The 20176-nt window shown below is 58.4% G+C and carries 17 protein-coding genes and 2 pseudogenes; 2 read left to right on the top strand and 17 right to left on the bottom strand.

Going from position 1 to position 20176, the window contains the following annotated elements:
• Nucleotides 1-20 precede the first annotated feature (20 nt).
• The 7 genes from ppc to ACZ5MJ_RS08825 form a co-directional block, all read right to left on the bottom strand.
• A complete protein-coding gene (ppc, locus tag ACZ5MJ_RS08855; protein ID WP_464223466.1) occupies nt 21-2762 on the bottom strand; it encodes a phosphoenolpyruvate carboxylase in 2742 nt (913 codons plus the stop codon).
• 222 nt (nt 2763-2984) lie between these two features.
• Nucleotides 2985-4613 carry an NADP-dependent glyceraldehyde-3-phosphate dehydrogenase gene (locus ACZ5MJ_RS08850; protein WP_464223688.1) on the bottom strand — a complete coding sequence of 543 codons (1629 nt, stop codon included), beginning with the start codon at nt 4611-4613 and terminating at the stop codon, nt 2985-2987.
• Between the two features lie 18 nt (nt 4614-4631).
• Nucleotides 4632-6062 (bottom strand): pyruvate kinase, encoded by a 1431-nt coding sequence (gene pyk / locus ACZ5MJ_RS08845; protein WP_464223687.1) that lies wholly within the window; start codon nt 6060-6062, stop codon nt 4632-4634.
• Between the two features lie 210 nt (nt 6063-6272).
• Nucleotides 6273-6566 carry a putative quinol monooxygenase gene (locus ACZ5MJ_RS08840; protein ID WP_464223465.1) on the bottom strand — a complete coding sequence of 98 codons (294 nt, stop codon included), beginning with the start codon at nt 6564-6566 and terminating at the stop codon, nt 6273-6275.
• A 96-nt stretch (nt 6567-6662) separates the two neighbouring features.
• On the bottom strand, nt 6663-7727 hold the full coding sequence (locus ACZ5MJ_RS08835; RefSeq protein WP_464223464.1) for an Ldh family oxidoreductase: 1065 nt from the start codon (nt 7725-7727) through the stop codon (nt 6663-6665).
• Nucleotides 7728-7819: 92 nt separating this feature from the next.
• The gene (locus ACZ5MJ_RS08830; protein ID WP_464223463.1) at nt 7820-8785 is read right to left on the bottom strand and encodes a Bug family tripartite tricarboxylate transporter substrate binding protein; all 966 of its coding nucleotides are present in this window, start codon (nt 8783-8785) and stop codon (nt 7820-7822) included.
• A 27-nt stretch (nt 8786-8812) separates the two neighbouring features.
• Nucleotides 8813-9694, bottom strand: a complete 882-nt coding sequence (locus ACZ5MJ_RS08825; protein WP_464223462.1) for a beta-keto acid cleavage family enzyme — start codon at nt 9692-9694, stop codon at nt 8813-8815.
• Between the two features lie 318 nt (nt 9695-10012).
• Between ACZ5MJ_RS08825 and nanR the strand changes: the two genes are divergently transcribed.
• On the top strand, nt 10013-10735 hold the full coding sequence (gene nanR / locus ACZ5MJ_RS08820) for a transcriptional regulator NanR (RefSeq protein ID WP_464223461.1): 723 nt from the start codon (nt 10013-10015) through the stop codon (nt 10733-10735).
• 189 nt (nt 10736-10924) lie between these two features.
• Complete coding sequence (locus ACZ5MJ_RS08815) at nt 10925-11863, top strand: LysR family transcriptional regulator (RefSeq protein ID WP_464223460.1); 939 nt, start codon at nt 10925-10927, stop codon at nt 11861-11863.
• A gap of 289 nt (nt 11864-12152) precedes the next feature.
• On the opposite strand, the gene ACZ5MJ_RS08810 is transcribed toward ACZ5MJ_RS08815, so the two are convergent.
• From ACZ5MJ_RS08810 to ACZ5MJ_RS08765, 10 genes and pseudogenes are all read right to left on the bottom strand, one after another.
• On the bottom strand, nt 12153-13151 hold the full coding sequence (locus ACZ5MJ_RS08810) for an aldo/keto reductase (protein WP_464223459.1): 999 nt from the start codon (nt 13149-13151) through the stop codon (nt 12153-12155).
• Between the two features lie 168 nt (nt 13152-13319).
• Complete coding sequence (locus ACZ5MJ_RS08805) at nt 13320-14558, bottom strand: MFS transporter (RefSeq protein WP_464223458.1); 1239 nt, start codon at nt 14556-14558, stop codon at nt 13320-13322.
• 482 nt (nt 14559-15040) lie between these two features.
• Nucleotides 15041-15553 carry a hypothetical protein gene (locus ACZ5MJ_RS08800; protein WP_464223456.1) on the bottom strand — a complete coding sequence of 171 codons (513 nt, stop codon included), beginning with the start codon at nt 15551-15553 and terminating at the stop codon, nt 15041-15043.
• The gene (locus tag ACZ5MJ_RS08795; RefSeq protein WP_464223454.1) at nt 15553-15759 is read right to left on the bottom strand and encodes a hypothetical protein; all 207 of its coding nucleotides are present in this window, start codon (nt 15757-15759) and stop codon (nt 15553-15555) included. Before ACZ5MJ_RS08795 ends, ACZ5MJ_RS08800 begins: the two co-directional genes overlap by 1 nt.
• A 45-nt stretch (nt 15760-15804) precedes the next feature.
• Entirely contained in the window at nt 15805-16671 is an 867-nt protein-coding gene (locus ACZ5MJ_RS08790; protein ID WP_464223453.1) for an SDR family NAD(P)-dependent oxidoreductase, read from the bottom strand.
• A gap of 15 nt (nt 16672-16686) precedes the next feature.
• Nucleotides 16687-17088, bottom strand: coding sequence for a hypothetical protein (locus tag ACZ5MJ_RS08785; protein WP_464223452.1), 402 nt, complete (start codon nt 17086-17088; stop codon nt 16687-16689).
• 350 nt (nt 17089-17438) lie between these two features.
• Complete coding sequence (locus ACZ5MJ_RS08780; protein ID WP_464223451.1) at nt 17439-17780, bottom strand: hypothetical protein; 342 nt, start codon at nt 17778-17780, stop codon at nt 17439-17441.
• Nucleotides 17777-18223: pseudogene (locus ACZ5MJ_RS08775) on the bottom strand (hypothetical protein); the annotation flags it as partial. The gene ACZ5MJ_RS08780 and the pseudogene ACZ5MJ_RS08775, both read right to left, overlap by 4 nt.
• 171 nt (nt 18224-18394) lie before the next feature.
• The gene (adk, locus tag ACZ5MJ_RS08770; RefSeq protein ID WP_464223450.1) at nt 18395-19060 is read right to left on the bottom strand and encodes an adenylate kinase; all 666 of its coding nucleotides are present in this window, start codon (nt 19058-19060) and stop codon (nt 18395-18397) included.
• Nucleotides 19060-20141: pseudogene (locus ACZ5MJ_RS08765) on the bottom strand (XdhC family protein). Before ACZ5MJ_RS08765 ends, adk begins: the two are co-directional and overlap by 1 nt.
• Between the last annotated feature and the right edge of the window lie 35 nt (nt 20142-20176).

Raw genomic sequence — 20176 nt, 5'->3', positions numbered from 1 at the left:
AGCTGTTGGCTTCAGATCCTTCAGCCACTGTTTCTCAGGCCTTGAGCAAGGCCGTTGATGGTCATTCGAATACCTTGTGCGATGCTTTCGGACACCTGTCCGTTACGGTGGCGCTTCAGCAGTTCGATCTGAGCATGGTTGAGCGGGTCCAAATAGGGGCCGCGGTTCCGAATGGAGCGGCGGATCGCAGGGCTCCCCGACAGCAACGCCTCCGCATTCATGATCGACAATAAATGGCGCTTCGTGAGTTCGTATTCCTCGCGGATCCGGTCGAAGATCTTGTTTCGGAGGTTTTCGTCCTGCACAAGATCGGCGTAACGGGAGGCTATACCCAGATCTGACTTCGCCAGAACCATTTCCATGTTGGAGAGCGTCGTCGCGAAGAATGGCCAGGAGCCGCACATATCCCGCAGTAGCGTCATGCCGTCTGGGCTTTCCTTAAGCCATGCATTGATCGCAGATCCGAAGCCGAACCATCCGGGAAGCATCAACCGGCATTGTGACCAGGCGAAGACCCAGGGAATGGCTCGCAGATCGTCGATGCGATCTCCTGCCTTGCGCGATGCCGGGCGACTGCCGATATTCAGGTGAGCGATCTCGGAGAGCGGCGTGGATTCGCGGAAGTACGTCGCAAATCCCTCTGTCTCGTAGACAAGCGATCTGTATGTCCTGTACGCAACATCCGACAGCGCCTTGATGACGCTGTGGAAAACGGCTTCCTTTTGCCGGTCCAGGGTCGGGCCCGTAAGACAGGCTTCCAGGCTACCCGCCACCAAGGCTTCCAGATGAAGTCTGCCGACATCACCGCTCTTATACTTCGACGCAATGACTTCGCCTTGCTCCGTGATGCGGACCTTCCCGGAATGAGCGCCATGGGGTTGCGCGAGAAGCGCATCGTAAGTCGGCCCGCCTCCTCGCCCGACGGCCCCGCCGCGCCCATGAAAGAGACGCATGACGATGCCATGCCGCATGAGCACCTCCTTCAGGGCTACCTCAGCCTGGTAGATCTCCCAACAGGACGTAAGATAGCCACCGTCCTTGTTGCTGTCGGAGTATCCCAGCATGATCTCTTGTTCATCGCCTTGCCGGACTACGAGCTTCCTATAAGCCGGAACGCCGAAGAGTCCGTCCATGATCGATCCAGCAGCCCGAAGATCTGCGATCGTTTCGAACAGCGGCACTATCGAGATGATCTCGCAATCGTCCTGATTGCCCGGTCCAAAGCTGATCAGGCCAGCCTCCTTGAGAAGCACTGCGACAGTAAGCATGTCCGAGACATTGGCAGTCTTCGAGATGATGCAGTTCCTGATAATGGACGGACCGTAGGTTCTCCTGAGTTCCCGAGCTGCCGTGAAAATGGCCATTTCCGAGCATGTCTCATCGCTGTATGCGCCCAACGACGACCACAGTGGACGTTCGCAGGAAAGTTCCAGTTCCAACAGGCGCCTGCGCTCGGACTCCGGATGAGCGAGGTAGTCCGCGCATACGCCGGCTTTGGAGAAGAGTTCCGCGATCGTGCGCGCATGAACCTCAGAATTCTGGCGCAGATCTACCGGTGCAAGGTGGAATCCAAAGATGTCTACCGCTTTGACTAGGTTCCGCAGCGCGCCTCGCGCCAAGGTTCCGTTTCCGGCATGCTCGAGAGACGCCTGGAACTGCTTCAGGTCGTCCAACAGTTCGCGAGGATTGCGGTAGCCCTCTTCTACTCGGACCTCCTCATCCCGATTAGCAGCCGTGAGTTGATCCAGCGTCCCGCGAAGCTTTTGGGACACATAGGCAAGGCCACGTCGATATGGCTCATCGACCGTATGCGGCGATACGCCAGTCGCACGATCGGACATCAGCTTTACCGCCGGGGCCACTCGCGTGCGCGCGGTGGATAGTGTAAGCATCTGAATCAATTCACTGAGAATCGATTGGTAGTGTCCAAGACACGCCTCAAACTGCAAGCGGGCAGCCATGCGGAGCACTGGTGCGTCGATGTTGGGATTCCCGTCCCGATCTCCGCCGATCCACGTGCCAATCTGCAACAAAGGCGGCGGCGCGAATGCCACGTCGTTGCGCGCCCCACTCCACATCCCCCGGATGGCGTCTTCCAGGCCACAATACAAACGCGGCACCTCCCTGAAGAACGTTCTCTCGAAATAGCTGATTCCGTTCTTTACCTCGTCGATAGGCCTCAATGCCTGGAACCGCAGAAGGCGAGTGTTCCAGAGGCAGTTCACCGCAAGAGCAATATCGTCGCGATTGCTTTGGTCCTCCTCTGGCGTGAGAGCGCGCCCGTCTCGGGCGTCCAGCAACTCCGCGATCCGCCTTTCGTGCAACAGAATTGCCTGGCGCCGCACCTCAGTCGGATGGGCTGTAAGGACCGGCATGATGGAGAGACGCCGTAACATTCCCAGCGTCTCGTTTGGCGCATACCCAAGCGAGACCATTTTTTCGAGGCTACGAGCAAGGCTCCCAGGGCGCCGTGTTTGACCGGCGATGGCCGCGGCTCGCCTGATGCGGCGCTCGTGCTGGTCTTCAGCAATGTTGGCGAGAAGCAGAAACAGCGAGAAGGCGCGTGCGACAGACTGCATGGCTTCCGCTGGAAGGGCGGCCATCGTCTGGTTGATCTTCGCCCGAACACCATTGTCTGCAGTCCGGCTAAACTGCAACGCGAGGCGGCGGATCTCTTCCACCATCTCGAACATCACGGCGCCCTCCTGTGATCTGATGATCGAACCGAGCAGGTCCCCGAACAGTCGGATATCTGCATTCAACCGCTCCTGATGGTCCGCCTGGAGGGCTTGAATGACAGCGAGGCTCTCCAGATCAGGCTCGGGGCCCCGAGAGCCGGAGCACGCATCAGGGGAATCCGGCCGATTCGATCTCGGCGCCGACGTAGCTTGCAACATGAGCTTTCTCACCAATCGGACGTCACGGAGACCCCCGGGAATCTGCCGGGCGCCCCTACCGGGGCGCCAAATCTTCTGCAGCGCCAATCAGAAGATGAATCGCGTGTTCACGAACGACGACTTGTGGCCAAGCACGATGTCATCAAGCAGCGCCTTCGATGCCGCCGTGTCTTTTGCCGCAACCATCGTCCTGATCGAGAACGCTCGAAGCGCATCGGACACGGACAACGTTCCTTCTGCCGAGTCCTTCCGGCCCGTGAAGGGGAACACATCCGGGCCTCGCTGACATTGGCAATTAATGTTGACACGACAGACTTGGTTCACAAGCGGGTCGACCAGCGTTGCGATGGTGTCCGCGTCCGAACCAAAGATGCTGACCTGTTGCCCGTAGTCGGACGTCTCCACATAGGCGAGTGCCTCGTCAATGTCGTCGAATGGCACGATGGGAACAACTGGACCAAATTGCTCTTCTCGAAACAGCCGCATTGATCCGTCGACCGGATACACCACCGCTGGAACGTAGAGAGACTCGGCGCTTCGACCGCCATCGGTGTTGCAGACGCGCGCCCCCCTTTCCACTGCATCGGTCACGCAATCGGTCAGGTACCCGGGCTTGTTCCGGTCGGGCAACGGGGTAATGGCGACCCCCTGTTCCCATGGCATCCCAACGGGAAGCGCGGCAACGGCAGCGGAGAACTTCTCCACAAACGCCTCCGCAATGCCGTGATGTACCATGAGAAGCTTGAGCGCGGTGCAACGCTGCCCATTGAAGGAGAGCGATCCCAGCACACACTCTCGCACAGCAAGGTCAAGGTCCGCATCCGGAAGAATGATCGCCGCGTTCTTGGCATCCAGTCCCAAGACGGCGCGCAGCCGGTTGGTTCTCGGATGCAACTTCTTCAGCTTGTCCGCGACGCGAGAGGAGCCAATCAGCGCGAGGACGTTCACATGGCCGGAGGACATCAAAGGCGGAACGACTTCCTCGCCGCGGCCGTATACCGTGTTGACAACCCCTGGCGGCAATGCATCCCGGAAGGCCTCAAGGATCGGAGCGAACAGCAGCGTCCCAAATCGAGGCGGCTTGAACAGGATCACGTTGCCCATGATCAAGGCCGGAATCAACGTGGTGAAGGTCTCGTTCAGTGGATAATTGTAGGGACCCATGCACAGTACAACGCCGAGAGGCGCTCGCCTGATCTGCGCGATCGTCCCCTCCACGACCTGGAACCGCGAGTTGTTGTTGTCGAGTTCCTTGAGTGCGTCGACGGTCTGACGGATGTAATCGATCGTGCGATCGAACTCCTTTGCCGAGTCAGCCGCCGACTTGCCGATCTCCCACATGATCAGCTTCACGATGAGATCGCGCTTCTCAACGATTCGACGGGTGAAGTCCTGCACATGAGCGATGCGTTGATCCACGGACATCGTCGGCCATTGCCCTGTCCCAGCGGCATATGCCGCCACGGCGGCGTGCAGCGCCTCGAGACTTTCGTCTGCGCTCGTAATCGGGTAGCTCCCCACCTCCACCGGCTCCAGGTTGCCCTCCGGATCACGGAGCCGCACTGGCGACAGCACGGTATGAGTGGGGCCCTCCCACTCACGCAGTTCGCCATTGATGAGGATGGAGCGTTGGTGCAGGGGCGCTTCCAGGCGGTGTTGGGGGGGAACCGATTCTCTTGCCGGGAATAGTTCCGACAGTCGCTTGGATTGTTCCATGTTTTCCATGTGTATCACTCAGTGGGGAGCCGCAGCCGTCGGGAAGACCAGGCGGAGCAAATTGGTCGATCCCGGCGTACGGAAAGGCATGCCTGCGACGATGGCAAACGGTCGCTTCCCCGGCTCGAAGCCCTGGACGCGGACCACTTCCGTGGCATGGGTGACCATCTCTTCGACGTTCTCCGCGTCCTCGCCATGGACCGCATGGACACCCCACACTACGGCCAGCCGCCGAGCCGTCTCAACGAGCGGCGTCATGACGATAATCGGCACGTTCGGCCGTTCATGGGCGACTCGCAATGCACTGGAACCGGACAGCGTGTAGGTGACGCACGCAGAGAGGGGCAAGACCTCGGCGACAGTACGAATGGCGGCGCCGATGGCGTCGATGGCGTCTTCCCTGCGTGTCGCCGCAATCGCGCCCATGGTGTCCCGCTGAAGCTTGTCCTTTTCCGTATTGCGAATGATCCGCGCCATCATTGCAACGGACTCCACAGGATAGTCACCGCTTGCCGATTCCGCGGACAACATGACGGCATCCACACCATCGTAGACTGCAGTGGCGACATCGGATGCCTCAGCACGGGTAGGCGCGGGCGAACTCACCATCGAATCGAGCATCTGCGTCGCTACGACAATGGGCTTCCCTGCCTGCCGGCAGAGTCGCGTAAGGCGCTTCTGAATCGCTGGCACTTCCTCAGGTGGCATCTCCACCCCAAGGTCGCCGCGCGCAACCATGATCGCGTCCGCCGCGCCGACAATAGCTTCAATGTCTGAGATGGCTCCTGGCTTCTCGATCTTGGCCATGATGCCGACGCCAGTCCCGACAATCTTCCGGAGTTCCTCAATGTCTTGCGCTGATTGCACGAATGACAGGGCAACCCAGTCAACCCCCAGCGTCATGCCGAAGGCAAGGTCGCGGTGGTCTTTTTCGGTGAGCGCAGATAGCTTTAGCGCGCAGTCCGGAACATTCACGCCTTTCCTGTCCGAGATCTTTCCGCCCGCTTCTACAACGGTTTCTGCGAAGTCGGGTCCAGAGGTAATGACGCGCAAACGGATGCGGCCGTCATCGATGAGCAGCGTGTTGCCGGGAGTCAGCGCTTCGAAGATCTCAGGATGTGGAAGCTGAACAACTTGACCGTTGCCGGGAACCGCAGCAAGCTGAAGCCGGAATGGCTGTCCCGCGACCAGAGTTTCGGGACCCGCCGGAAAGGTGCCTACCCTTAGTTTCGGCCCTTGCAGGTCGAGCAGCGCGCCGATCGGCCGCCCGATGGCGGTTTCGACCTCGCGAATCGTTCGAAGTCTCTGCGCATGGTCCTCGTGGGTCCCGTGACTAAAATTCAGCCGAAACGTATCCGCACCAGCTCGGAAAAGCTGCTCGATCACTTCCGCGCTTGATGAAGCCGGTCCGAGCGTTGCCACAATCTTTGTGTGGCGTTCACGCCGCAGTCGCATGTTTCTCTCCGATGACTGATGCGAGCGATAGGGTTATCGCTCTGATAAAGGGCGAGTGAAAGCGTTCCGATGGTGAATCGGAACTCTCAAAAATGGTTGGGAAACTGCAATCCATCCGTAGTGGATGGATTATTCGAATAACGCGGTCAATTCAATACGCCTGGCAACGACGGGGAAATCTATGACCATGCCGGCGGTAAAGCGTTATGCAGCGTCCTCGATCCGGCCGTACTCTTCCACTTTCTTGCTGACGACCCAATCGCTACTCAGGCGATCAAAATCGTGGAAATGGCTCATCCCCAAATGAACTTTGAACGCTTCCGCATTCCGGTAAATCTCATACAACATGAATTGAGGCGCCGCGGGACTTTGGAGGACGTCAAACGTGATGCAACCAGGTTCCGTCTCAAGGGATGTAGCGGCGTTGGCGAGAATGGCATCTCGGAATAAATCGACTTTCTCCGGCAAAACCTCAAAAGTCACGATGACTGCATGCATGCGCAACCTCGTCTTCGATGGAAAAAAAAAGAATCCAAGACGTCCGGTGCCTCGTCAATGCAAGGCACCGAGACAACGTGCGTCTCTGCGACGCGATCAAGCCAGAGGCAGGGGCACCCCGTACTGCTCGCCCAACTCCTGCAGTTCCTTTACCAGCGAGTTACCAAGAGGGATGCCCTCACGGCGACGCACCCCAAGGCTGATGAACTCCCGCTCGCCGGGCAGATAGATTCGCTCGACGCCCGTTGCCCGCTTGGCACTGGTGATGTCCCCCATCGCCTTTTGCATGCGCTGCATATAGGCCTCAACATCGTCGAATGCCTCTATGGGAAGCACCCCGAACAAGTGACCGCTGTTCTGCGCAGTGGTGGTCTTTTCGTAGAGATCGCCAACATCACGCCCAAAGAAGGCGCCCGACAGCATCGTGCTGAGCAGACCGACGATCAGGGTCAACGCGTAACCTTTGGGCCCGCCTACCGGAACAACGAATCCCTTTAGCGCCTCGACTGCATCGGTTGTCGGTAGGCCGTCAGGGCCAGTGGCCCATTCGGCCGGGATGGGTGTCCCCTCTTTCGCAGCGACGATGATTTTTCCGCGCGCGGCGATACTGCATGCCATGTCCAAGACGATGGGAAAATCGCCCGGCGTCGGAAAAGCGATCGAGAACGGATTGTTGCCAAGCACGGCCTCTGCACCGCCCCAGGGCGTCATATGGTTGATGGCGCCGATCGTGAAGCTAAAACCGATCATGTTGTTCCGAGCGGCCATCTCCGTGTAGTAAGCTGCAGCACCAAAGTGGTTGCTGTTCCGGACCGCTACGAACGCACAGTTTCCAGCCTTGCCTTTTTCGATGGCAAGCTCCATGGCCCGAATGCCCACAAGATGACCGAGACCGTTGTCGCCATCCATGACGGCCGTTGTCAGACCATCGCGAACCAGTGAAATCTTTGGCGCAACGTTCGTGCCACCATCCAGCAAGCGCTTGATATAGATCGGAAAGCGCACGACCCCATGCGACTCCACACCTCGAAGGTCCGCTTCCACGAGATTGTCAGTCACTTCAATGGCTTCCCCGTGCGACACTCCGACGCGCGTGAGAATCTCCACGCAGTAGTTCTTCAGGCTGGCTTCGCTAACCCGAACGCTGTTCTCGGCTTCCATTCTGCCCTTCCTTCCAAAATTGTTTGTCTAAGAGCGCAGCCATCTGCCACACTCTGGGTTCCCAGCACCGCAATCGCGGTGGTAGATGGGCCTCACTCGGCCGTGATGTTGGCTGCCTTCATCACCTGACGCCAGTTGTTGACTTCGGTTTCTACGAACTTCGCCGCCTGGCCTGGCTTGTCACCGATGACGTCCATGCCGATGTCACCAAACGTCTTCTTGTCCTCCGGTTGCGAAATTCCGGAGATCACGGCCTTGCTCAGCTTCTCGACCACGGCCGGCGGAATATTTGCCGGTGCCGCAATGCCAACCCAGAATTTCAGGTTCATGTCGGCGACTCCCGCTTCTTTCGCAGTCGGCACATTAGGGAGCATCGGAACCCGCTTGTCCCCGGTTACCATCAGTGCCTTCACCTTGCCTGACTGGATGAAGTTCAGAGCCGTCGGCAACGCCGTGAAGATGACTTGAATGCGGCCGCCCAGCAGGTCCTGCATCGCCGCGGATGCACCTTTGTAAGGAATGTGCGTCAGGTCGGCGCCAGTCTTCAGGCGGAACAATTCGCCGCCAAGATGAGAGTTGGTACCCCGTCCAGCCGATCCATAGTTGATAGAGCCAGGAGACGCCTTTGACAGGGCAATGAATTCCTTGACGCTATTGGCTTTGACGCTGGGATTTACGACCATGACGAACGGCACCGACGCAACCGTTGTGATGTGCGAAAAATCCTTGACCGGGTCGAATGGGAGATGCGCATACAGGCCTGGCGCCATGGCAAACGACAGATCAGTAACCAGGAGCGTATAGCCGTCCGCGGGAGCCTTTGCAACGTAGTTGGCTCCGATGGTGCCGCTGGCGCCTGGTCGATTCTCCGGGACCACGGATTGCTTCAGCGCGGAAGTCATATCCTTCGCCACTAGCCGACCCACGATATCGTTGGTGCCACCGGGAGAAAAGGGAATGATCAGCGAAATCGGCTTTGTCGGATAATCTTGCGCACTAACGAGAGCACTGCACAACGACAGCGTCAAGGCTGCGCAAGTCTTCTGAATTTTTTGCATGTCTTTGTCTCCTCGATTCGACTTCTATTACGCCATTCCGAACATCTCGCGGGTCTCGGCCGGCGTGGCAACTTCGCGACCTATCATCTTCGCGATCTTCGCGAAATGGCTAATGACGTCCCCGTTGTTCGGTGTTCCGAGCTCCGACCACCCATAGTCACCAAGGCCGAGGGCAATATGCCCCCCAAGCTCGATTGCGGCGACCGCAGGTCCGGTCGGATTGCCGATCTTGTTGCACACAGTCCATTCCAGAGGCGCCTTGGGAAGGAACGGCAGATGGGAGTACAGTCCCTGGATAGTGCCGGGATGCCCGCCAAGAATTCCGCAATCCGTCAGCTCGAACATGAAATAAGGCGTGTCCTTCACCAATCCCATATCTCGCAAGGCGCTGAAGCAACGGGTGAATGCCACGGTCCAGCTCACGAACTGCGGCTTGACGCCCAACTCCGGCAGGCGGCGCGCAAAAGCCTCCAGGATCTTGGTGTCGTTCTTGTATGTGAGATGTCCGGTCAGATAACGATTGGCCTCGTAGTCGAATCGATCGATATTCGTACTACCGCAATCGATGGGCGCAAGGTCCGGCTGGGTCTCTGGCGATTTGGAGAGAACTTCGATATGGGCCAGGCGACTCATCTCTCCCTCGTTGGAGATCTGACCTAGCGTGGGAAAAACGAGGCAGTCGCAGTTTGCTCGAATCGCACGGATGCAGGCGGCAAAAGTCTCGGCATCATGAGCCGGCTTGCCGTCTGCCTGCCGCGCGTGGAAATGGATGATGCTGGCACCCGCCTCCCTCGCCTTCGCGGCTTCGCGTCCGATCTCCTCCGGCGTGTAGGGAATATTCGGGTTCTCAGACCGAGGCATGTATTCGTTGATACGTGCCTCGATGATCAGCTTTTTTTGCGCTTTCATACCGTCTCCATTTGATCAGCCTCGCCGTATTCTTGACGACCTTTCAGACCACATGCTATCCGCCTATCAGACCAAAAGCCAGGATTCTTTTTGAAAACGCGGGTAAACTCTTGGTGCTTGCGGATTATTGTTATTTATGAGGCACTTATTGGGTACGTTCGGCGGTATTTCAGCAATCGTTGAGCAGACACGACTTGGCACCTTATGGTCTAATAGGTGGACAGCCTAAGCTGCTCGTACCCTTGGCTCGCCATGGGTCAGCGGCTAAGACAAGGCGCGGCACGCAGCCGCCCAAGGCACACAACTACGCGGATACAAATGGATTCTTCTTCGATTCCCAATCAGCCGATTCGTCGGAAGAAGCTCTATGAGGAAGTTGCTTCGCGACTAGAGTCGATGATGCTCAGCGGAGCCCTGAACCCAGGGGACACACTTCCGCCCGAGCGCGAACTCATGGACACCTTCCAGGTGGGAAGGTCCTCAATCCGTGAGGCCCTCTTCTCGCTCCAGAAGATGGGCCTTGTGGTGATCAGAAACGGCGAACGCGCTTACGTTACGCGACCATCCGCCGACGCTCTTGTTGGGGAGCTTTCAGGCTCGGTCCGACACCTCCTGTCGACGCCTGAAGGTGTTCGCGACTTTCAGCAAGCGCGCACGATGCATGAAATTTCGCTGGTTCGCTACGCTGCCAAGAACGCAACCGACACTGATGTTGCCGCGCTGCGAAAAGCGCTGCAAGCAAACAAGGATGCGCTCGGAAACGACGCCGAGTTTACGCGCACGGATGTCGAGTTCCACCTCGCCTTGGCGAAGCTTCCCAACAACCCCATCTTCCTGGCGCTGCATACCGCGATGGCTCGTTGGCTGGAAGAGCAGCGCGCGACGTCGTTGCGGTCCGCAGGCGCAGAACAGGCAGCTTTCGAAGCGCACAGCAGGATCTTCGAAGCCATCGCAGCGCATGATGCCGATGCTGCAGAAGCTGCAATGCAGGACCATCTGCGCGAAGTCGAGTCCCACTATTGGGCAGCAAAGCGGGCATGAACCGTACGAGGCGGGCGCGCAAGGGAGCGAGCCCGAAACAGTTCTAGCCGGCCTCAGTCGGCGTAACGGATCGCTGATCGGCGCAGCGATTCGACAATTTTCACCGCTGCCACATTGGTCACACCGATGCGATAGCGGAATCGCCAAAACTAGCGGTCGTGAACTCAAGAATTGTCCCTGTCTCATTACATGCCTGTACGACCGATTGCCAAGATTTCCCGAGCTGACCTTGCCGACCTGAACGGATTCCGCGCCGTGGCCAGGTTGCTAAGTTTCAAGCAGGCAGCCATGGAACTAGGGATCACACCGTCAGCACTGAGCCATGCAATTCGCAACCTCGAAGGGCGGCTGGGTGTTCGCCTCCTTAACCGAACAAGCCGCACGGTATCCTTAACTGATGCTGGCGCTCGACTGGTGAGCCGTCTCGATGTTGGGTTCCAGGAAATCGGCGATGCCCTGGAGGACATGAACAAACATCGCGATAGCCCTGTTGGAAGGCTACGGTTGAACGTCCTCAGCGATGGCGCACGCTTAGTCTTGGCGAAGCTATTGCCTCCGTTCCTGCAGCGTTACCCGGACGTGGAGGTCGAAGTTGCTGTCGACGACCGCGTGGTTGATATTCTGGCTGCCGGATTTGACGCCGGGATCCGTTTTGGCGGGACCATACCGGAGGATTTCGTTGCAGTACCACTTGGGTCGGACCTTAGATGGGTCGCCGTTGCGTCGCCCCGCTATCTGAACCGACGAGTCCCACCCAAGGTGCCCGAGGATCTACGCTTACACACCTGCATTCAGATTCGAACCGGCCAAGGCACTATCTATCGGTGGGAATTCAAGAAGGACCACGACTATCGCGTGATCGATGTTCCCGGTCAGCTCTGTGTCAATGAAACGACCCTTGGCATAGAAATGGCGCTGTCCGGCCTCGGCGTGATGTATTGTCTTCAGGATCGGATTGCCCCGCATGTCGAACGGGGTGAATTGCAGATCGTTTTGGGCGATTGGTCACCCATCGAGCCCGCATTCCACCTGTATTACCCTGGCCGCCGTCAAATGCCTCCGGGCTTGCGGGAGCTGATTGATGCGTTTCGTGACAGCTCTGACACACAACCACGGCTCCAAGAATAGTTGATCGAGTTTGCCGAGGCATGCAGCCCACGACAAGGCCGATTTCTCATTCCATTAATCCAGTAGCGGCCGCGAATCGCCCGTTCCGCGCGTGGCACTTGTGCTTGGGTGGCACAATCTTTACGGCAGCGGGCATTCGCCTTCGTACGATCCCCATTGAGAACCAGTTCGGAAGCTACAAAGAAGTCCGCACACCAGATCCTGGGTGCGGAAGCTTCGCTTCACGCGCTGGTGGACGCCAGTCGAAGCCGTTCCTCCATCAAAGAAGAACGGCATCAGCCGCTCCTGTTTATTTGTGCCCGGCGACCTCGTGGGGAACGTAGTGCGCCTCAAGTAGCGTCTTTTCGTCAGTGGTTAGCTCTACCTCCAGACTCGCCACCGCATCTTCCAACTGAGCGATTTTCGATGCGCCGATGATTGGTGCAGACACGCCGGCTTTCGAGCGTACCCATGCAAGCGCGACTTGAGCCATTGGCACCCCGCGGGCGCTGGAGACTTGTTCCACCGCGTCGATGACCTGCTTGTCTGCGGCTTCCGTGCCATCGAACAGCAGCTTGCCGACGCCATCCGTCTCTGACCGCTGCGTTTGCGTGCCGAAGGGCCTGCTGAGCCTTCCTCTGGCGAGAGGACTCCACGGAATGAGGCCGACGCCTTGATCGCGACAGAGCGGAATCATCTCCCGCTCCTCCTCCCGGTACAGCAAGTTCACATGGTTCTGCATGGAGACGAACTCCGTCCAACCATTGCGCCGTGCCACTTCTTGAGCTTTCGCGAATTGCCAGGCAAACATCGACGATGCGCCGATGTACCGAGCCTTCCCCGCCTTAACCACGTCATTAAGCGTTTCCATCGTCTCCTCGATGGGCGTTCCATAGTCCCATCGATGGATCTGATACAGATCGACGTAGTCCGTGCCGAGGCGCGTCAGACTTTGGTCAATCTCGTTCATGATCGACTTGCGGGAAAGCCCCATGCTATTGGGGCGTGCCCCACTTCCGAGTGCCCCGCCCGGAGGAAAATATACCTTGGTGGCGAGCACGATCTGGTCTCGCTGCGCAAACTCTTTCAAGAGTTTTCCCACGATAACTTCCGATGTGCCGGCGGAATAGCTATTTGCGGTATCAAAGAAATTGATGCCGAGTTCGATGGCACGTTGAATGAGGGGCCGAGACTCTGCTTCACCGAGCGTCCATGGGTGATCTCCAGCATGAGGATCGCCGAATGTCATGCAACCCAGACATAGACGAGAGACATCCAGCCCCGTGGATCCCAGCTTTGTATATTGCATCCTGCCCCCTTTGTGGTTTGGCACCAAGGCGCTAATAGGCACATTGATCGCGATTGCCAGCGAGCACGTGAATGTGGGACACGTCTCGCTGGCGACTAGGCTACCAAGACTTTCAAGCCGCGAAGTGAAACCGATTCAGTCCTCCGCTGAAGCACCTTCAGTGATCACTCAACTTTGCCGGCACGCCTTGGCTCTGGAGCGTGGCGCCGGCGTAACGCGAACCGTAGACAGGACCATCAGGCCGAGTCCACCAATGGCGAGCACACTGCCCACCCACCCAGTGCCGGCCCAGCCCATTCCGTGCGCGATGGCGAGGCCCCCGAGTGTGGCGCCTACTGCGTTTGAGATATTAAACGCACTATGATTAAGTGCGGCAGCGAGAGTCTGAGCCTCCCCGGCGACATTCATTAGTCGAGCCTGCAGGGCTGGAACCAGCGCGAAGCCGCTTCCGATGAGAAACAGAACCACAAGGGTCAGCGGCCGCGAGCCTGCAACAAGAGAGAACAGGCCCAGGAAGATCGCGTTCCACGCCAGCATGCCAAAAATGGAAGGGACCAACGCGCGGTCGGCAAGCCAGCCGCCAACGAGGTTGCCGAAGACCATGCCAAATCCCCATATGGCCAACGCCAAGGGCACTTGCCTCTCGGAGAATCCCGCGACCTCGGTGAGGGCTGGCGTGATGTAGCTATAGACTGCAAACATGCCACCGAAGCCAATCGACGCGATAGCGAGAGTCAGCCAGACCATCGGACGCTTTAGCCCCTGCAGTTCTGACGCTGGGCTCGACTCGGCGTCGGTCGCAACTGATGGAACGAAGAAATGCATCATCATCACAGTGAAGACGCATCCCATCGCCACGGCAAAGAATGCCGCGCGCCACCCCAAAGCCTGACCGATCCAGGTCGCAAGCGGTACGCCAACTACGTTCGCCGCCGCTAGGCCGAGCATGACGTATCCTATGGACTGCGCTTTCCGATTTTCTGGAGCCATGGCCGCCGCGACAAGCGATGCCACGCCGTAGAACGCTCCATGAGGCAAACCAGAAATGAACCGGGCGACGAGCAGACTGATGCTGTCCCACGCCATTGCGCTACCGATATACCCTACGATAGCCAGTGCGAGTAGCGCGACAAGGAGGATTTTCCGCGCCCAGCGTGCCGCACACACTGCGATGAGAGGCGCACCGACGACAACGCCAACGGCGTACGCGCTGATATAGGTGCCGGCTTCCGGAATCGATACCTTGGTACTCGCAGCCATGCCCGGTAACAGGCTCATCGAAACGAACTCCCCGGTGCCGATGACAAGCCCACCAATTCCGAGCGTCAATATTGCGGCAAAGAGACCATGAGGAGGCCTTACAAGGGTTCCTGTCGTCCCGTTCTGGGTCGCAAATTCTCTAGACATTCTTTCCTTCACCTTGTACTCGCAAGCCGCTACTGCTACATACCGGCTCACCGTTTCTCGTCCGCAATTCCCATGGGCTACCGCCGCTACTCCAGCTAAGCCAGAACACCCTGCGCACACCGTTCCAATTGCGACTGCAACAAGAAGCAATGACCAGCGGAGTCCAACAACATTTGCGAGTGGCCCAATGAAGAGCGGTCCTACCAGCAGCCCCACATACGCGACACGTGTCACTGCGAGGCCTTGGGACGGCGCTAACCCGGCACCGATCGACAGCCTTCCTGCTGAAGAGAAGAGCACGGGGATTACGTTTGACAGCCCTACACCCGTCACGAAGAACCCGACCACCGCAAGGTCCGCCGAACGGTTCAGCAGGATAAGTGCCAATCCGGAAACCCCGATAACACCGCTTCCCGCAATCACAGCCTGGTGTGTCACCCGGTTTCGCACCCAGTCGCCGCACAACCGACCACCCGCCATCCCTACGGCAAAGGTGGCATATCCGAATCCAACCCAAGATGGCGGCGCGCCGACAACTTCCCGCATATATACTGCCGCCCAGTCATAGAACGCTCCCTCCACGACCAGCGCGCATAAGGCCAGCACCCCGAATGCAAAAAGACGCCGACGAACAAGAGGAGAATCACCGCCTTCTGCGCTCCTGGGAAAGTCGGACTTGCGCTCTTCATTTTGGAGGTGACCAGCGGCAACCAGCATTGCGATGCAGACGACTGCAGATAACGACATGAAGTTGGCCGCTGGCGGCATTCCGCTGACCGCCCATCCGCTAGCAATAGCGCCCCCACCCAGCCGCCGACACATAAACTTCCATGTAGCGAGCCAATGAGAGACTTCTTCGTCAAGTTTTCGAGGTGGGCGCCTTGCGCGTTCGCCGCAATATCGTTGGCAGCCGTGGCGATGCCATAGACAAAGAGGATAGTCAGCAAAAGCGGATAGTTTGGAATCAAAAGGATCGGCGCGGTAGCCAGTGCCATCAATAGGCCTGGTTCTGACGCTGGCCGTACCGCTCCCACGTCGAGCAATCCCCCTCAGCCCTTCCCATGGTTGCAATACCACCCAGGGCAACCGCAGCCATGGCAAGCGACAGAATTGCTTCCGATACGTCAAATTTCGAGTTGATTAACGGCACGCTGACACCCCAAGTGGCATACAGCAGACCATTACTGAATAGGACGAGCATTGCGGAGAGCCTTGCTCCAGTGACGCTCCCGTGCATTGCGTCCCTTTACTGATCCGTGATCTGATCGGTTCCTTTCACATACGCCCGGAACTGACTTTGATAGTCGGGATGCCAGCGCGACAACGCCGGTCGATTCTTAATGATGTCGTCGATTGACCACTGCAAGCGCCGACGGTCGGTGTCCCACGTCACCTCTCCGTCCTGGCAATACAGGTAGAAATCGCCAGCATTTATGCGCTCGAGCATCCGCACGGCAACCTGATCTGCAGACCATGTGCCTGAAGGTGTCGGGGAAGTCGGCGCCATTCCGGGGAAATTCATTGGCGTAAAGGTGTACCCCGGCACCAACAGGTGCGCTGTCACCTTCGATCCTGCTCGAGTTCGCAACTCGTGCGCAAGTTGCTCCGTCAGAACCCGTAAAGCGGCCTTGGATACATTGTAGGCTGCGTTTCCCGGAGGGGTAGTGATGCCCTCCTTCGAGCCGACGTTCACAATCGCAGAGCAGGCCTCCTGGTACAGGAGATGTTCGACGAAGAGGACCTGAAGTTCTACGATGGACCAGAAGTTGATCTCCATCGTCTGCCGCCATTGTTCAAGGTTCTCCCACGGTCCCGCCCCTTTCAAAATGCCGGCGTTGTTCACCAGGAGACCAATATCGCCCAGGCTGCACGCCTCCTTCAACAAAGTTCGACGCGAACTCGGTGCCGAGATATCCCCAGCGACTCCGTACACCGTTCGCGATGGAGACTCTGCGAGCAGCCGAGCGACCGCAGTGTTCAATGCGGCTTCGTCCTTGTCAAAAACAACGACTCTCATTTTTTCTGCGACCAGCCGGCGCGCAATCGCGTAGCCAATGCCCGCAGCGCCTCCAGTGACGACAGCGACGGCGTTTTCTCGTATGGCTTGATGCATGCTTTCTCCAATCGATCAGCGCTGCGCGCGCAACACAAACTCGGTGATCTCCGCAGGAACGCCGATTCGCAGTGGAAACGCAGCCAGCAACACGAAAGCTCCGAAAAGGAATCCCAACGCTGCAATCGCTAAACGTGGTAGCTCGGATGAAAACATGGTCCCCGAAACCGTTTGCAGAATCCAGAAGTGCAACGCGGTCACGATGACAATCGCGGCGACAAAGTCTCGGCCCTTCCTGGATACCGGAAGAGCAGGAACGAATCGCCATAGCAGGTACGCGGACGCGAGACCGAGATAGACGTGAAACACTTTCTGCTGGAAGTCCCAGAACAGGGAACAAAGCCAATGACCGAGTGAATCGTATCGGCGAAGCGATGCGATGCGGTTGAGCGTCAGCGGATGTACCGATGAATCCAACTCACTGATCAGCTACCAGTGCCCGCTTCCGACGTCGGCGGTATATCCGGACGGCGGCCCCGGCGGTTGGCAACTAGCATTGGGGGGAAGCGCGGAGCGTCCGTTAGCCCTCAAACGTCCCACGCTGAAAGGCGTGCTTGCCATAGTCGTCGAGCGAGGAATATCTCGTGATCTCGTCACAAAGGGGACGACTGTGCCCGTCCCGATCTCGGGAGCGACGACCGGGCCGGTGCGGGGGCGGCTAATTTTGGCGTTACCGTGGGGGAAGTCCCTGCCACAAGGGGGCAATCAACCGACTCACTTTCAGATGCCGCACACCCTCGCCATTGAATCCGGCCAATATGAGCAGTCTAGCGAGCGGGGATCAGCGCGCCAGAAAGCTGCAGGAACTCGAAGCCACATATCGTCCGGACTCGCCATTTGGCATCTTCTGGCAGCTCAATTATCCTTAGCTCCGTCCCTGGGGCACCGGCATTTTGACCCAGTTCTTCCGCGACTCCGATAAGGGCCGGATCCGATCGGTCCAACATTTCGAGGCTCTCGGGCCTTGCCACGCCGTGCTCAAAGTCAACGGTCCAGCCATTAATCACTGGACTGCCGACTGGTTGGGGTGTCTTGAGTTCGCAGTATCTCGCGAAAGCCTCCAAGGACAAGGACAGATACCCGCAGTCGTCGTTAATCACTACCTTCATGCTGCCCTCCGGGTGTTAGAGCCGATTCGCTCAAGAATCCCCCCCCATCTTCGATACTCTGAGCATTGCGAAACGTCCACCTTGACGTGCGCTTTTCGATACACGGACGACCACCTGTGCCGCCCGAGACTTCGCATCTTCATACTATGACTAACCTTCTCCGAAACCAAAGACTCCGGACATGCGACGCTAGGTTCGGCGTCGATCCAAACGACGAAAGCATGTTCCAGAAGGAACGTGAACGCTCGTTCAGTTGCGGCGATATTGCCGGTAATCGCACTGACCGATCTGCTTCCCGCCTCGATCGCGGAGGCCACCGCATCCTGCTCAAGCTCCCAAAGTTGCTCAGGTGTGTAGAGCCCCTGGAGGACCGGGTACGGAACTCCGAATGCCATTTCTAAAGTCTGATGACAGTCGGAGTGACTGAACCGACGCGAAAGCTCCCTCGCAAGCGCAGCTTTGTGCGCGTGCGCCTCTCACACATGCCGTCGAACTTTCAGTCATCTACGCTCCCAAACCGTTTCTCACTCTTTCGCTGAGGACGGCGCGCCCTTCTACCTCGCACGGCGGCTCATCACGATACGTCCTTGATTCATCGCCCCCCGGAATGAGGACTACACAAGCACGTTAGCCAATCGCTCCGCGATCTCGCCTACACTACCGACGCCCTCAATGCGGCGGAAGAGTGGAGGCGTCGCTTTAGATCCTGTCTCGCCCTCAGCTTCCCAGGCTGAGTAGAAGTCCACCAATGGTCGCGTCTGCTGCGAATAGACGTCAAGGCGCTTGCGCACGGTCTCTTCCTTGTCGTCGTCGCGCTGGATCAGCGGCTCTCCCGTTTCGTCGTCGGTGCTCTTGACCTTCGGCGGGTTGTAGCGCACGTGGTAGGTACGGCCCGAAGCCATGTGCACGCGGCGGCCGCTCATGCGCTCGATGATGACGTCGAACGGCACATCGATTTCCAGCACATAGTCGATGGCCACGCCGGCTTCCTTCATGGCCTCCGCCTGCGGAATCGTGCGCGGGAACCCGTCGAACAGGTAGCCCTTTTCGCAGTCGGGCTGCTTAAGGCGATCCTTCACCAGGCCGATAATGATGTCATCCGACACCAGTCCGCCCGCGTCCATCACCTTCTTGGCTTCGATGCCCAGCGGCGTGCCGGCCTTCACCGCGGCGCGCAGCATGTCGCCGGTGGAAATTTGCGGGATGTCGAACTTCTCGCAAAGGAACTTGGCTTGCGTACCTTTACCGGCACCAGGTGCACCCAACAAAACAAATCGCATCACGAAATCCTTGAACTTGAGGAAAGCTTCAAACTACTGGGGCGCGCAAAGGGCTCCCCCACTACCTGCTGATGCTGCAACCCATCCCCTTCTGCATGGGCCAGCTTCCCGCCGGCCGTCCGCATAGCATCTGGCAACGCGACTCCGTTCTTTGCCGCAGTGAGCTCAGCCAGAATGGAAATGGCGATCTCAGGAGGCGTCTTGCTCCCGATGAACAGGCCAATTGGGCCGCGGAGCTTCGACACCTGAGCTTCGCTGACGTCAAACTCCTTTAGTCGCTCTCGTCGTCGGGCACTATTGAGCCGAGACCCAATGGCTCCAACATAGAAGGCGGGCGACTTCAGGGCTTCCATCAGTGCGAGATCGTCCAACTTCGGGTCGTGCGTGAGCGCGATGACCGCGCTCCGATGATCAAGCCGCATAGCAATCACCATGTCGTCTGGCATTGCATGGATGACCTCGACGGCGTCCACCTGCCATCCGTCCCGGTATTCCTCACGCGGATCGCAAACTCTGACGTCATAGTCCATCGCTACAGCGATCCTGGCGAGAAACTGCGACAACTGGCCTGCGCCGATAATCAAAAGCCTCCAGCGCGGGCCGTGAATCGTCGTTAGCTCGTCATCGGCAAGCGTAAGGGCCATCGAGGCTGGTGCCGACTGAAGCGTGACTGCTCCCGTCGCTAGATTCACCCGCCTGGCCACCAGCTCGCGGTTGGCAAGACGGGTCAGCAGCGGCCCGATCCAGCCGGCACCCACAAGGGGCTCTACAGCCAACTGATCGTGCCACCGCATGGCAAGCCAAACCGATGCGCCTCGTCCGCGGTGATGCCATACGTCACGATCTCTGGCTGCCGGGCTGGCGTAATGCCTTCGCGACGCACCCGATCAATCAGGTCATCCTCGATGCAGCCACCAGAGACCGAGCCCACGACCCGCCCATCGTCGCGGATGGCAAGCATCGCGCCCTCGGGGCGAGGGCTCGATCCCCAAGTCCTGATGACGGTTACAAGTTCACACGCGCGTCCACTGTCGACCCATTGCCCACATGTCCTCAATACCTCGATGTCAATGCTGTCCATCATTCCTCACAAAGTGGCAGCGCGGGAACCGGTTT

The sequence above is a fragment of the Cupriavidus sp. LA-1 genome (assembly GCF_055385985.1).
Note: the sequence above shows the minus strand (reverse complement) of the source record. Positions and strands in the feature narration are given on the sequence as shown.

Excerpts from the sequence above, each read along its gene's own strand:
- ACZ5MJ_RS08830 (WP_464223463.1), bottom strand. The coding sequence starts at position 8,785 with ATGCAAAAAATTCAGAAGACTTGCGCAGCCTTGACGCTGTCGTTGTGC.
- ACZ5MJ_RS08805 (WP_464223458.1), bottom strand. The coding sequence starts at position 14,558 with ATGTCTAGAGAATTTGCGACCCAGAACGGGACGACAGGAACCCTTGTA.
- ACZ5MJ_RS08780 (WP_464223451.1), bottom strand. The coding sequence starts at position 17,780 with ATGAAGGTAGTGATTAACGACGACTGCGGGTATCTGTCCTTGTCCTTG.
- ACZ5MJ_RS08835 (WP_464223464.1), bottom strand. The coding sequence starts at position 7,727 with ATGGAAGCCGAGAACAGCGTTCGGGTTAGCGAAGCCAGCCTGAAGAAC.
- ACZ5MJ_RS08815 (WP_464223460.1), top strand. The coding sequence starts at position 10,925 with ATGCCTGTACGACCGATTGCCAAGATTTCCCGAGCTGACCTTGCCGAC.
- ACZ5MJ_RS08795 (WP_464223454.1), bottom strand. The coding sequence starts at position 15,759 with ATGCTCGTCCTATTCAGTAATGGTCTGCTGTATGCCACTTGGGGTGTC.
- ACZ5MJ_RS08840 (WP_464223465.1), bottom strand. The coding sequence starts at position 6,566 with ATGCATGCAGTCATCGTGACTTTTGAGGTTTTGCCGGAGAAAGTCGAT.
- ACZ5MJ_RS08790 (WP_464223453.1), bottom strand. The coding sequence starts at position 16,671 with ATGCATCAAGCCATACGAGAAAACGCCGTCGCTGTCGTCACTGGAGGC.
- ACZ5MJ_RS08810 (WP_464223459.1), bottom strand. The coding sequence starts at position 13,151 with ATGCAATATACAAAGCTGGGATCCACGGGGCTGGATGTCTCTCGTCTA.
- adk (WP_464223450.1), bottom strand. The coding sequence starts at position 19,060 with ATGCGATTTGTTTTGTTGGGTGCACCTGGTGCCGGTAAAGGTACGCAA.
- ACZ5MJ_RS08800 (WP_464223456.1), bottom strand. The coding sequence starts at position 15,553 with ATGGCACTGGCTACCGCGCCGATCCTTTTGATTCCAAACTATCCGCTT.
- ACZ5MJ_RS08825 (WP_464223462.1), bottom strand. The coding sequence starts at position 9,694 with ATGAAAGCGCAAAAAAAGCTGATCATCGAGGCACGTATCAACGAATAC.
- nanR (WP_464223461.1), top strand. The coding sequence starts at position 10,013 with ATGGATTCTTCTTCGATTCCCAATCAGCCGATTCGTCGGAAGAAGCTC.
- ACZ5MJ_RS08850 (WP_464223688.1), bottom strand. The coding sequence starts at position 4,613 with ATGGAACAATCCAAGCGACTGTCGGAACTATTCCCGGCAAGAGAATCG.